The following is a 12,054-nucleotide window of genomic DNA, read 5'->3' as shown; positions in this document are numbered from 1 at the left end:
TCCATCGGAGAATATTCATGTTCCGCCCCATCCGCATCCTGCTCCTTGCCGGGCTTGCCGCCTGTGCTGCAGCGTCCCTCCCCGCGCGCGCCGAAACGGTCGGCGAAGTCGGCGTCGACTGGCTCGGCAACGACATCAAGATCGACGCCGTCCGCGATCCCAAGATCAATGGTGTCACCTGCCACGTGACCTATTTCGATCGCAGCGTGATCGATCGCCTGAAGAACGGCAACTGGTTCGAGGACCCCTCCAACAATTCGATCGCCTGCAGGCAAACCGGACCGATCACCATCGGCGACATCGATCTGTCGAAGGAAGGGGAAGAGGTTTTCCGCTCCGGCCTGTCGCTGATCTGGAAAGATCTTCTGGTGACCCGGATCTACGACAAAGCCAACGACACGCTGATTTACCTCGCGCATTCGCGACAGCTGACGGATGGATCGGCCAAAATGTCGATCACCACCGTGCCACTTTTTGGCCAGACGGTTAGCTGGGAGAAAGGGCGCCCACAATAGCGCTCTCAGAACTCAAGGCGGGTTGTCCCGTCCCGCCTTGAGAATTGTTTACGCCACCCGAATGTCAGGGTGTCGGGGGAACGATACCGCGATAATAGTCACCTTCCCCGGTCTGATAGCGTTGTTGCAGGGAGGATCCGCCACTCGGATAGATGACCTGACCGTTGCGGTCGATGCTGCCTGTCGGCATCTCGTCAACCGTAGCCGGCGCGCCCTGGCTCTGCGGCACGGCCGCGGCTCGTACCTGGTTCTGCGTGCCCGGAGGATTATTCGGGTCGATGCCCGGATAATAGGAGTCCGCAAGGGCAGGCGCCGCGGCGCCGAGTACGGAGGACAGGGCAAATGCAACAACTGATGTTTTCAGCGAAACTTTCATGACATTAGCTCCTATGTTCATTCAGCATCCTGCCTCCAACGGATGCTGAAAAAGCATAACACCTTTTGAGAGCAGTTGTTCCTTGCAAGCGGTGACGTTTTGTCACGAATGACTCATGCAACCGTGATGGAACATTAAGTAACTGTAACTTGACGCCCCTTTCGCCGGCCCTGTCGCACGTAGCACGTGACCGTCGAGAACAAACCACTCCCCGCGTAGCGGCGATGGAGATCTGTAATCGCCAATAGCACGCACCGGTGACGTGGCGCTCGCCTCAGCGAGGCCACGCATTCATAACGCGAGGACGAAAAAACGCCGATCACGCGTCGTCCGGTGCTGGAAGTATGTCGGTAAGATCCAGACTATGCTGTTACTCAGGGAACCGGTGCCGGGGGCAAGATACCCTGGTAGTAGTCGCCTTCACCGCCACCGTGGTATTCGTTCCGATACTGCTCACGCACGCGAGCGGGGGCTCCACTGACGCTACCTGTCGCCATGGGATCGACGTAGATGCTACCCGTGGGCATTTCATCGACGTAGTTGGGGCCTCCTTGCATGGGTACTAACATCGTTCCTCTGTTCTGAGTCCCGGGAGGATTGTGCGGATCGATGCCCTGATAGTAGCTGTCGGCAAGGGCCGAACCCGCAGCTCCCGCAAGGGCAGATGAGAGGATGAATGCGGCGAAAGACGTTCTCATGGAAACTCTCATGGCATTGCTCCTGTATCCGTAGCAGCATCCCGCCTCCCGAGGGATGCCGTGGTTTTCCAGCATAGGGGTCGTAACCATGCTGTTTTCGTATAACGCCTCCGCCGCGCTCGTGTTCCTGGAAAGCGACTGACTATCAGGCACCTTTTGACCATCGAACTTTGAAGCGCCCGGCGGAAACCGCGGCCAATCTGGATCGTCGTCATGCGAAAAGGCCCGCCGAAGCGGGCCCTTTGCTCAGAAGATCAGTGCCTGCATTTGGGCTATGCCGCCTGCGCCAGCTCGTCGGCGATGACGGTATCGAGATTGAGGAAGCAGACCATCGTCTTTTCAAGCGCCACGATCCCGCGGCAGAAGGCGCGCTGTGCCTCCGGAATGATCTCCGGCGCGGGCTGTAGGTCCTCGCTGCGGATCGTCATCATGTCGGAGACCTGCTCGACTAGGAGGCCGACAAGCTTGCCGTTGATATCGGTGACGATGATTGCCGAGCGTTCGGATGGCTCGGTCATCTTCATGCCGAGGCGGCAAGCCATGTCGATCACCGGGATCACGGCGCCGCGCAGGTTGATGAGGCCAAGCACATAAGGCGGCGTATGGGGCATCGGCGTCACCGGCGCCCAGCCGCGAATTTCGCGGATCGCCATGATGTCGATGCAGAACTCCTGGTCCCCGAGATGGAAGGAGACGATTTCGAGATAGGCGCCGGACTGTTTGATAGCGTTGCTCATGATCAGAATTCTTCCCAATTGTCGCCGGAGGCCGTAACGGAAGGTACGGAGCCCGGCTTGTTGCCGAAAGCGCCCGCCAGCTTGCCCATCAGGGCCTTGGCGGGAGATGGAGCTGCACGAGTGGATGCCTGCGCGGCCGCCGGTTTGCGCGGCGACACCGGCCTTGCGGGGGCAGCGGTGCTGGCCCGGACGGGGGCGTTGGCCGGGGCGCCGGCCCTGACGGAGGTTTGCGCCGGAGCCGGCGCTGCCTTCCGGAACGCTGCCTCGCTCACCTGCCCGTGGCGGAATTGGCCGACGAGTTCGCTGAGCTTCTCGGCGTCCTGCGCGAGCGTGTGGCTCGAAGTGTTGGTCTGCTCGACCATCGCAGCGTTCTGCTGCGTCATCTGATCGAGCTGGCCGACGGCGGTGCTGATTTCGTTAAGCCCGGTCGATTGCTCGCGCGCCGCCATCACGATCGAGCTCATATGTTCGTTGATGCGTGCGACGTCGGCGCCGATGCGGCCCAGCGCCTCGCCGGTCGCCTGCACCAGCTTCACGCCCGTGCCGACCTCATTGCCGGATCGTGTGACAAGCGCCTTGATGTCCTTCGCCGCGCCAGCCGCCCGCTGGGCCAGTTCGCGAACCTCTTGGGCAACGACGGCAAAGCCCTTGCCGGCCTCGCCTGCCCGCGCCGCCTCGACACCCGCATTGAGCGCAAGAAGGTTCGTCTGGAAGGCGATTTCGTCGATGACGTTGATAATCTTGCCGATTTCGTTGGAGGCGCCCTCGATGCGCGCCATCGCTGAGATCGCTTTGCCGACGATGCGCCCGGACTCTTCCGCGTTGGTGCGCGTCTCGTCGACCATGCGGCTTGCTTCTTCGGCGCGCTCGGTCGCCGTCTTCACCGTAACGGTGATTTCCTCCAGAGCGGCTGAGGTCTGCTCGAGCGACGCCGCCTGCCGTTCCGTCCGGCGGGCCAGATCGTCAGCGGCGCTGCGCATCTGCCGGCCGTTCGCTTCGATCGAAACGGCGTTCTCCTTGACGCTCGAAAGAACGTGACTCAACCGCTCGACGGTGTTGTTGAAATCGCGGCGCAGCGTATCGAGATCATCTGCGAAAGGTTCGCGGATCGCGACCGCAAGATTGCCCTCGGCAAGCTGGTTGAGCGCCCGCCCAAGCGCATCGACCGCGGTCTTGATGCGGGTGACAGCTTGGTCGCGCTCGGCCTCCTGACGCCGACGCTCCTCCTCGATTTCCTTGCGGCTCGCCATCGCGTTCTGCTCCAGCGAGCGTTTTTCGATCGCCGATGCCCGGAAGAGTTCCACGGACCGAGCCATCTCGCCGATCTCGTCACCGCGCCCGAGTCCAGCCACGCTGGCGTTCAGGTCACCCGAATGAATCCGCTGCATGCCGTCGCGCAAGCCGAGGATACCCCGGCGCAATACATTGCCGTGGAACCAGATCAACGCCAGCAAGGTCGCCATCGCCGCGAGGCCGGCCGCCGCCTGCAGGATGAATGCGTTCGTCGATGCGGCTTGCGTCTCGGCGATGCGCGCGGACGCAAGGCCAGCGGCCGCTTCGCTCAACTGCGCGAGTGCGATGCCGAGACGCTCCCCGCCACCGTCGATCGCATCGTCGATGCGGGCGAATTCCTCCGCTTGCGCTCCAGCCTCCACCAGCGCCTTCAGGTCCACCTCGACCGCCTTGCGCAGTTCGGCAAGATCCGCATCGAAGTTGGAAAGGACTTCCGGCTTGCCGAGGAGACTCGCCAGCGCCTGGACATCGGCTTTCCTGCTGTCGAGCGCCGCCAGCGAAGCTTTGATTTGGGCAACGCGTTCGGGCAGGATCTTGCGCGCGTCGCGATCGACGATCGTGTCCATCGCCGCCAGCACCAGCTCAAGACCGGCAAGCCGCATTTCCTCGACCGTCCTCATGCCGCGCTGAGCAGTAATCGCCTTTTCAAGCGTCTCTCCCGCGCGCCGCTCCTCGTACAAACCGACGGCGAGCACCGAGCCGAAGCCGAGGAAGGCGGCGGCTGCAAGCGTCGCCAGTCGTTGGCTGACCGAGAGGGTGCGTCCGACGGATGAAGAGGTATTCATTGATTGACAGTCCATGGCAATGGACCCGCCTGCGGCAGGCGAAGTCCTCCGTTGCGATCGATGCGGAAGGCCGGGCTCGATCAAAACCGGATGACCTCATGTCATGTCGAAGTGATGCACTTCTCCGCGTTCGGCGACACTGGCAAACAGACCTTAAACATTTGCTAAAATATGGCTACCAGCTCTGCGGATGAACGGTTTGTCCGCGCCTCTTTCCTTGTCGCCATCGAGTGCTATGATCCTCCCATGCACACCGACACGAAGAAGTCGCTCTCGCCCCTTGTCCTCGCAGTCCTTGCGGGCGCGTTCGCACTCGTCGCACTCTTGGCCTTCCAGGGCTGGATCGCCCACGGCGCCGACATCTTCCTGTCGCTGGCCCAAGCCGGCATTTCCTGGTGCTTCTGACGCCCTACAGCGCCGTGTCGTTAGAGTAGAGCGAAGCGGTTTGGCATGCATGCCGCATGAACCGCCTGCGGCAATTCTCCCTTTGCGCCGCTGGTGGTGACGCGGTATCACAACGCCACGTTCACTGACGGCCCTTACGAAGGCTCAGCAAACTGGTAGCAAGATGAAAACCATACGCATCGTCCTTTGGGCAGCCATCCTCGTCATGGTGGCGATCCTCGGCTGGCTCACCTACGACATGACGCAATCGAGGCAGCAGGCATCCTCCGGCCCCTTCGGCGTGCCGTTCACGCTTGTCGCACAGGACGGCAAGCCGATCACTGAACAGGCGTTCACAGGCAAGCCGACCGCCCTTTTCTTCGGCTTCACCCATTGCCCGGAAGTCTGCCCGACCACGCTATTCGAGATGAACGGCTGGCTTGAAAAGGTCGATCCCGACGGCAGCAAGCTGCAGGCCTATTTCATCACCGTCGATCCGGAGCGCGACACCCCGGAGGTTCTCGGCCAGTACGTCTCCAACGTCTCCAAGCGCGTCACCGGCATTTCCGGACCGCCGGACAAGGTGCTGGAAATGGTCAAGGGCTACCGTGTCTACTACAAGAAGGTGCCGCTCGACGAAAAGAAGCCGGACGGCGACTACACCATGGACCACACAGCCTCGGTGTTCTTGCTCGATGCGAATGGGCACTTCAGCGGCACGATCGCCTACGGCGAGAACCCGGATACCGCCATCCAGAAGCTCGATAACCTGACCAAGGGCTGAGCTAACAGTTCATCTGGCATTCTTGGAAGCGCCGGCCTACAGCGCCGCGCGTCTGATAAGACGCGCAAAGGACGCTGTGGCACTTTGAATTGCTGCATGTTTTTACCCTTACGTCGGCTACGACTTAAGGAAACATGCAGTGGCCGGCGCTTTGCGTTTCCGCCCCATTCATGATAGCCGCGAGGCCGATTGCAGCCGAAGGACAGACCGTTGAGCGAGATACGACTTTTCGTCACCAGCACCGAGAAACAGGTCGGGGCCGTGCTCGATGTCATGAGCACGATCTTTGAGGACGAGGACTATGCCATCGCGACGATGGAGATCGACGAGAAGCGCGACGTCTGGGAAGCCTCGGTCTACATGATGGCGGACGAGGAGGAGAGCGTCAGGGTGCGGCTTGCCGAGGGGCTCGCTGCGGATTTCTCCCATCTGCCGATTGAACGGGAAGTGCTGCCCGATATCGACTGGATCGCCAAATCGCTGGAAGGGCTCGCCCCCGTGCGCGCCGGACGCTTCGTCGTCCACGGCTCACATGACCGCGACAAGGTCAGGACCGGCGAGATCGCGATCGAGATCGATGCCGGCCAGGCCTTCGGCACGGGCCATCACGGCACGACGGCCGGGTGCCTCGAGGTGCTCGCCTCCGTCGCGCACACACGACCGGTCCGCAACGTCCTCGACCTCGGAACGGGAAGCGGCGTTCTTGCGATTGCCGCCTGGAAACTCTTGCATGTGCCGGTGCTCGCCACCGACATCGATCCGATCGCCACCCGCGTCGCCAGCGAAAACGCCCGCCGCAACGGCGTCGTCAACGGCATGACCTTTGCCACCGCTCCCGGATTCCACTCGACGGCCTTCAGCGCCAATGGCCCCTTCGATCTGGTCATCGCCAACATCCTGGCGCGGCCGCTGATGAAGATGGCGCCGCAGCTTGTCGCCAATCTCGCCCCCGGTGGCTCGGTCATTCTCTCCGGCATCCTCGCCGAACAGCGCTGGAAGGTGCTCGCCGCCTATAACGGCCAGCGCCTAAAACATGTGCGCACCATCTGGCGCAACGGCTGGGTCACGATCCACCTCCAGAAATAGGCGCTCGGCGGGCGGATGCCACTTGCTTGCGGCCGGGCATCAAGCTTGGCGTGGGGCGTGGGCCACACCAAGCGATACATTGAATTCTCGGGGGTTCGCGGGACGGACTGCTTCCGCTAGCTTCCTACGCCCGATCGAGAGAACACACTGCCAAGCTAAGCAGAAACAGAAAAGGCCGCCCAGTCCATCATGACGGGCGGCCTTTTCGAAACAAAGGCGATGCCAGAGGCATCGCCCGTGCCCGCGAGCCTGAGGAGGAGCGCTCAAGCGGGCGTCTACCGTTCTGAAATTGGCCACCCTTGAGGGAGGAGGAGAACAGAATGACCAACTATTCTCAGAACCGCAGCTTTTTGAACCACCGGATGTTCGTCCGTGTTCGTTGAGCGCGCTTATAAACCATTATTCCGATAGAGATAGATGCGTTGCAGCATGGGTGCCATGCATGTGACGCATATGTCCGCGGATTGGGCAAATGCCCTGCATGACAGACACCCTCTCTCCGCCTGTTCACGGCCGGATATCGCCTCTTTCCTCGGCAGCGGCCTTTCCGCTAACATGACGATCATCCCAGTCGCGGTTCTCCGCCAAATTGCCGGAAATATTCCATGTTTCAGTCCTTCGAAGTCACCTCCACGCCTCAGTTTGGCAAGGAGCGCACCGCCGCTCTGCGCGCCGCTTTCTCGGCCCTTGGCATTGACGGCTTCCTCGTGCCGCGCGCCGACGAATTCCAGGGCGAGTATGTGCCGGCTTCGTCCGAGCGCCTTTCCTGGCTGACGGGCTTCACCGGCTCCGCCGGCGTCGCGCTTATCACCCAGCGTGAAGCGATCGTCTTCGTCGATGGACGCTACGTGACCCAACTCAAGGAGCAGGTCGATGGCAGCGTCTTCACGGGCGGCGACCTTATCGGCGAGCCGCCGCATGTCTGGCTGGAGGGCCATGCTCCGAAGGGTTTCCGCCTTGGCATCGACCCCTGGCTTCATACCGGCGCCGAGGTCCTCAAGCTGCAGAAGGCGCTCGCGGCGGTCGACGGCACGCTCATTTTCCTCGATCACAACCCGCTCGACAAAATCTGGACCGGCCGGCCCGCCGCTCCCCTGGGCCGAGTGACGATCCAGCCGATCGAGCACGCCGGCCAATTGGCGAAGGACAAGATTGCCGCGATTGCCGCCGGCCTCGAAAAGGCAAAGGCGGGCGCCGTCGTCCTCACCGACCCCTCCTCCGTTGCATGGACGTTCAACATTCGCGGCAATGACGTGCCGCACACGCCGCATCCGCTCGCCCGCGCGATCATCCATGCGGACGGCCGCGCCGAGATCTTCCTCGACAAGCGCAAGACCGGCATCGAACAGGAAGCCTATCTGACCCAGCTTGCCGAGATCACCGCACCGGCAAGTTTCGAGGACCGGCTGGCGGCGCTCGCGGCGACCGGCGCGGCAATCATGATCGACCCAGACCTCGCGCCCTTCGCCATCGGTGAACTGATCCGCGCGAAGGGTGGCTCGGTCGTCGGCGCAGTCGATCCGGCCCGCCTCCCCCGCGCCCGCAAGAACGCCGCCGAGATCCAGGGATCGGCCCGCGCGCACCTGCAGGACGGCGCCGCCATGGTCGAGTTCCTCGCCTGGCTCGATCAGACCGCGCCTGGCAGCGTGACCGAGATCGCCGCAACCGAAAGGCTCGAGGCCGTGCGCGCGACCCTCGGCGAGCGCATGCAGAATCCGCTGAAGGACATTTCTTTCGACACGATTGCAGGCGCCGGCTCGCACGCGGCGATCATGCATTACCGCGTGACGACGGATACCGACCGGACGATCGAGCCCGGCACCGTGTTCCTCATAGATTCCGGTGCACAATACATCAACGGCACGACCGACATCACCCGAACGGTCGCGATCGGTGCCGTTCCGGAAGAGCAGAAGCGCTTCTTCACGCTGGTGCTGAAAGGCATGATAGCGATCAGCACGGCGCGCTTTCCCAAAGGTTCGCGTGGCGTCGATCTCGATCCTCTTGCCCGCATCGCACTCTGGAAGGCGGGCGCCGACTATGCCCACGGCACCGGCCACGGCGTCGGCTCCTATCTTTCCGTGCATGAGGGACCGCAGCGCATCGCCCGGCTTTCGACCCAGGAACTGCTGCCGGGCATGATCCTTTCCAACGAGCCCGGCTACTATCGTCCGGGCGCCTTCGGCATCCGTATCGAAAATCTCGTCGTCGTCCGGGAAGCCTCGGAGATCGAAGGCGGCGACCTGCCGATGCTCGGCTTCGACACGCTAACCTACTGCCCGATCGACCGGCGCCTCGTGCTCCCTTCGCTGTTGACCGACGAAGAGCTTGCCTGGCTGAACGCCTATCACGCGGAAACGCGCGACAAGCTCATGCCGCTCATCGCCAGCGACGAAACGCGCCGCTGGCTGGAGGCCGCCACGGAAGCGGTCGCGTGCTAGAACTACAGCGCCGCGTCTTATCAGACGCGCAAGGGACGCTGTAGCACTTTGAAATGCTGCAGGAGCGTCATTTCAAAGAGTTAGATCGCTTCGCGAGTTCATTGACGCAGTGAAACGATCTAACAGTCAGCCCGAAACTGGAGCGTCCTTTCGCGCACCGGATTTCCGTGACAATGAAGGGCGTGGGGAGGCCCGGCGGCGTAGGTTGGGGGCTACAGGGGGCGGCCGGGCCTCGGTTGGGAGGTACGATGTCTCTACCAACGACACTGTTATATTTCCCGCGCCACTCCGGCGTAACCCGGAAATTTTACGGGATTACACGCTTGGTTTGAAAATCGTCATTTCGCCAGGGCTGAAAGGCGCCGCGTGGCGGCTTGGCGCGTCACATTCCTTGGGCGGCCGCGCCCCAGATTCCGGCTCGCGGAGCACGGACATTCGGCGGATTATGTTCCGGACGTGGAACCGAAAGGCCGGGCGAACCTGGCTCTTCCATTCAGATCCCCAGCATTTTCTTCGCCTCGCCGAGCGCTGCCTCCGAGCCTGCGTGATCGCCGGACTGGTGCAACTGTTCGCCCTGCTGGCGCAACTGTTTGACTTTGGCCATGTCGGCTTCGGAAAGGGAGGCGTTCGGCAGGGCCGCGTCGATCGCCGCCATAATGGTGGGGCACTTATTGGCAAAGGCAGTCACAGGTGCGAGCGCCAGCAAAAGGGCAATCGAAATCCTGATAATCATGGGGTCACTCCTCCAAAGCCGGAGGGCGGGGGTGCCTCTCCGGCAACCAAAGGATGATAATCCAGTATCGGTCCAGCGCCAATGGCGGGTGACCCGGCTGCCCCTACAGCGCAACGCGTCTTATCAGACGCGCAAAGGAAACATGCCGTAGCTGACAGGATGAGAGATCTACAGAATCACGTGCCGGATCACCATCACAGCGACCCAGCCGACAAGCAGCATCCGGAGCGTTGCGAAGCGCAGTCCGATCGCGAAGGCGACGAGCATCGCTGCCGCAACGTCAAAGCCGCCATAGACAAAGGCCGGCGCAACCAGGGTCGTCAGGACCGCCGCCGGGACGGCATTCAGCGCCGCCTCGAGCCGCGGCGGAATGCGCTTCAATTGGGTGATCAGCACATAGCCACCGAACCGGGTCGCGAAAGTTGCGAGTGCGGCGGCGACGATCAGGTAGATGAGGTTGAGGTGCTGTGCATCCACGGCTCAGGCCTCCTTTTCCACGGGCGCCGGCCCTTGCCGCAAACGATGCTCCGGCGGCAGGACGGCCGCGAGCAGGATGCCGGCAAGCGCGCCGATGCTGACGTGCCACGGCGAGCCGACGAAGTGCATGGCGGCAACGGAGGCGACGGCGCTGGTGGCGACCACGGGCAGGAAGCGATCGCGCTTGCGGAAACCGAGCACGAGCCCGAGGAAATAGATCGGCAGCAGCACATCGAGGCCGATCGCCTTCGGATCGCCGATCAACTGGCCGAACAGTGCACCGATCAGCGTGTTGAGGATCCAGGGGAAATAGATCACGAGACCGAAGCCGAGATACCAGGAAAAGGTCACCGGCAGGCCGCGCTCGCCACGCTGCTCCGTCTCCGCATATTGCGGATCGACCAGCAGGAAGAAAGCCAAGAGCTTCTGGATGAGCGTGAAGTGGCGGATGTGCTTTGCGATCGAGGCCGAATAGAGCACGTGGCGGAAGTTGACCGCGAAGACCGAAAGCACGACCAGCCACGGCTGGACATTGTTGCCGAAGAGCTCGATGCCGACCATCTGGCTGGCGCCCGCGTATACGGTTGCGCTCATGAACACGGCATCGGCAACCGAAAAGCCGTTGTCGACCGCAAGCGCCCCGAAGAGCGCACCGAAAGGCGACGCGGAAAGCATGACGGGAAAGCCGCCGCGCAGGCCCGCCCGGAAATCGTCTCTGTTCATGATCATCCTCCGCCGAAACCGGAGGCATGTCCGCGAACCGGCATGGGACAGATAGGCGCTGCCACACGCCCCGACAATTCAATTGCGCTGATACAGTGATTGAATTTTCTGATGTTTGGTCCGCGAGGGAGTCCCTCGTGCCGCCGACGCGCCGTGAATGACTGAAGGAGAGGGGAACGGAGAGATGCTCCCCGCCCCTCTCAGCGCTTCAACTGAAACGTATGCTCGATGCCCGGGAAGGTCCGCGCCTTCACCTCGTTGGCATAGTCCTCGACCGCCTTCGAGATCGCCGGGGCGAGCTCGGCGAAATGCTTGACGAAGCGCGGCTTGAAATCGTTGAAGATGCCAAGCATGTCGTCGGACACGAGGATCTGGCCGTCGCAGGCGGGTGACGCACCAATGCCGATGGTCGGCGAGCGCAGCGTCGCGGTGATCTCCCGGGCGACCGGCTCCACCGTGCCTTCGACGACGATGGCGAATGCCCCGGCATCGTCGATCGCCTTGGCGTCGCGGCGGATCTTCGCCACTTCCTTTTCGTTGCGGCCGACCGAGCGGTAGCCGCCGGTCGTGTTCACGAGCTGCGGCATGAGGCCGACATGGCCGAGCACGGGGATGCCACGGCTGACGAGGAAATCGACCGTCTCGGCCATTTCCGCCCCGCCCTCCAGCTTCACCGCGCTGCAGCCGGTTTCCTTCAGGATGCGAGCGGCGCTGCGGAAGGCCTGCTCCTTCGATTCCTGATAGGAGCCGAACGGCAGATCGATGACGACGCAGGAGCGTTCGGAGCCGCGCATCACCGCCTGGCCATGCGCGATCATCATGTCGAGCGTGACGCCGACCGTGGTGTCGAGGCCGTAAAGCACCATGCCGAGCGAATCGCCGACGAGCAGGAAATCGACATGCGGATCGAGCAGGCGCGCGATCGGCGTCGTGTAGGCGGTGAGGCTGACGATCGGGCGTTCACCCTTCAGGGCTTCGATACTGGCGGGGCTCAGCCGCCGCTTCGCGGTCTGTACGCTCAT

Annotated in this window: 13 protein-coding genes; 5 read left to right on the top strand and 8 right to left on the bottom strand. The window is 62.5% G+C overall.

Annotated features, from left to right (window positions below):
- The first annotated feature begins 17 nt into the window (after positions 1–17).
- Positions 18–515, top strand: coding sequence for a CreA family protein (locus PZN02_RS12675; RefSeq protein WP_280658336.1), 498 nt, complete (start codon positions 18–20; stop codon positions 513–515).
- Positions 516–579: 64 nt separating this feature from the next.
- Here PZN02_RS12675 and PZN02_RS12670 read toward each other — a convergent pair whose 3' ends face one another.
- From PZN02_RS12670 to PZN02_RS12655, 4 genes are all read right to left on the bottom strand, one after another.
- The gene (locus PZN02_RS12670) at positions 580–891 is read right to left on the bottom strand and encodes a hypothetical protein (protein ID WP_280658335.1); all 312 of its coding nucleotides are present in this window, start codon (positions 889–891) and stop codon (positions 580–582) included.
- 374 nt (positions 892–1,265) lie between these two features.
- Positions 1,266–1,601: a hypothetical protein gene (locus PZN02_RS12665; RefSeq protein ID WP_280661480.1), complete on the bottom strand. Its 336-nt coding sequence runs from the start codon at positions 1,599–1,601 to the stop codon at positions 1,266–1,268.
- A gap of 260 nt (positions 1,602–1,861) precedes the next feature.
- The gene (locus PZN02_RS12660; protein ID WP_136509137.1) at positions 1,862–2,326 is read right to left on the bottom strand and encodes a chemotaxis protein CheW; all 465 of its coding nucleotides are present in this window, start codon (positions 2,324–2,326) and stop codon (positions 1,862–1,864) included.
- Positions 2,327–2,328: 2 nt separating this feature from the next.
- Positions 2,329–4,404, bottom strand: a complete 2,076-nt coding sequence (locus tag PZN02_RS12655) for a methyl-accepting chemotaxis protein (RefSeq protein WP_280658334.1) — start codon at positions 4,402–4,404, stop codon at positions 2,329–2,331.
- A 246-nt stretch (positions 4,405–4,650) separates the two neighbouring features.
- On the opposite strand from PZN02_RS12655, the gene PZN02_RS12650 reads away from it, so the two are divergent.
- From PZN02_RS12650 to PZN02_RS12635, 4 genes are all read left to right on the top strand, one after another.
- The gene (locus PZN02_RS12650; protein ID WP_280658333.1) at positions 4,651–4,809 is read left to right on the top strand and encodes a hypothetical protein; all 159 of its coding nucleotides are present in this window, start codon (positions 4,651–4,653) and stop codon (positions 4,807–4,809) included.
- Positions 4,810–4,972: 163 nt separating this feature from the next.
- Positions 4,973–5,572, top strand: a complete 600-nt coding sequence (locus PZN02_RS12645) for an SCO family protein (protein WP_280658332.1) — start codon at positions 4,973–4,975, stop codon at positions 5,570–5,572.
- A 210-nt stretch (positions 5,573–5,782) separates the two neighbouring features.
- Positions 5,783–6,658, top strand: a complete 876-nt coding sequence (locus tag PZN02_RS12640) for a 50S ribosomal protein L11 methyltransferase (RefSeq protein ID WP_280658331.1) — start codon at positions 5,783–5,785, stop codon at positions 6,656–6,658.
- 605 nt (positions 6,659–7,263) lie between these two features.
- Positions 7,264–9,099, top strand: a complete 1,836-nt coding sequence (locus PZN02_RS12635; protein ID WP_280658330.1) for an aminopeptidase P family protein — start codon at positions 7,264–7,266, stop codon at positions 9,097–9,099.
- Positions 9,100–9,592: 493 nt separating this feature from the next.
- Here the strand turns inward: PZN02_RS12635 and PZN02_RS12630 are convergent, their stop codons facing one another.
- The 4 genes from PZN02_RS12630 to panB all read right to left on the bottom strand — a co-directional run bounded on the left by PZN02_RS12630 (position 9,593) and on the right by panB (position 12,054).
- Positions 9,593–9,832, bottom strand: a complete 240-nt coding sequence (locus PZN02_RS12630) for a hypothetical protein (RefSeq protein WP_280658329.1) — start codon at positions 9,830–9,832, stop codon at positions 9,593–9,595.
- Between the two features lie 168 nt (positions 9,833–10,000).
- Positions 10,001–10,309 carry an AzlD family protein gene (locus tag PZN02_RS12625; RefSeq protein ID WP_280658328.1) on the bottom strand — a complete coding sequence of 103 codons (309 nt, stop codon included), beginning with the start codon at positions 10,307–10,309 and terminating at the stop codon, positions 10,001–10,003.
- 3 nt (positions 10,310–10,312) lie between these two features.
- Positions 10,313–11,032: an AzlC family ABC transporter permease gene (locus tag PZN02_RS12620; protein ID WP_280658327.1), complete on the bottom strand. Its 720-nt coding sequence runs from the start codon at positions 11,030–11,032 to the stop codon at positions 10,313–10,315.
- A 200-nt stretch (positions 11,033–11,232) separates the two neighbouring features.
- A complete protein-coding gene (gene panB / locus PZN02_RS12615) occupies positions 11,233–12,054 on the bottom strand; it encodes a 3-methyl-2-oxobutanoate hydroxymethyltransferase (protein WP_280658326.1) in 822 nt (273 codons plus the stop codon).

It is taken from the genome of Sinorhizobium garamanticum (genome assembly GCF_029892065.1).
GTDB lineage: Bacteria > Pseudomonadota > Alphaproteobacteria > Rhizobiales > Rhizobiaceae > Sinorhizobium > Sinorhizobium garamanticum.
The sequence above is the reverse complement of the archived record's forward strand: the minus strand, read 5'-3'. Positions and strand labels throughout refer to the sequence as shown.

What these genes read in the sequence shown, in the direction of transcription:
- PZN02_RS12675 (WP_280658336.1), top strand. Translation starts at nt 18, where the DNA reads ATGTTCCGCCCCATCCGCATCCTGCTCCTTGCCGGGCTTGCCGCCTGT.
- PZN02_RS12670 (WP_280658335.1), bottom strand. Translation starts at nt 891, where the DNA reads ATGAAAGTTTCGCTGAAAACATCAGTTGTTGCATTTGCCCTGTCCTCC.
- PZN02_RS12665 (WP_280661480.1), bottom strand. Translation starts at nt 1,601, where the DNA reads ATGAGAGTTTCCATGAGAACGTCTTTCGCCGCATTCATCCTCTCATCT.
- PZN02_RS12660 (WP_136509137.1), bottom strand. Translation starts at nt 2,326, where the DNA reads ATGAGCAACGCTATCAAACAGTCCGGCGCCTATCTCGAAATCGTCTCC.
- PZN02_RS12655 (WP_280658334.1), bottom strand. Translation starts at nt 4,404, where the DNA reads ATGAATACCTCTTCATCCGTCGGACGCACCCTCTCGGTCAGCCAACGA.
- PZN02_RS12650 (WP_280658333.1), top strand. Translation starts at nt 4,651, where the DNA reads ATGCACACCGACACGAAGAAGTCGCTCTCGCCCCTTGTCCTCGCAGTC.
- PZN02_RS12645 (WP_280658332.1), top strand. Translation starts at nt 4,973, where the DNA reads ATGAAAACCATACGCATCGTCCTTTGGGCAGCCATCCTCGTCATGGTG.
- PZN02_RS12635 (WP_280658330.1), top strand. Translation starts at nt 7,264, where the DNA reads ATGTTTCAGTCCTTCGAAGTCACCTCCACGCCTCAGTTTGGCAAGGAG.
- PZN02_RS12630 (WP_280658329.1), bottom strand. Translation starts at nt 9,832, where the DNA reads ATGATTATCAGGATTTCGATTGCCCTTTTGCTGGCGCTCGCACCTGTG.
- PZN02_RS12620 (WP_280658327.1), bottom strand. Translation starts at nt 11,032, where the DNA reads ATGAACAGAGACGATTTCCGGGCGGGCCTGCGCGGCGGCTTTCCCGTC.
- panB (WP_280658326.1), bottom strand. Translation starts at nt 12,054, where the DNA reads ATGAGCGTACAGACCGCGAAGCGGCGGCTGAGCCCCGCCAGTATCGAA.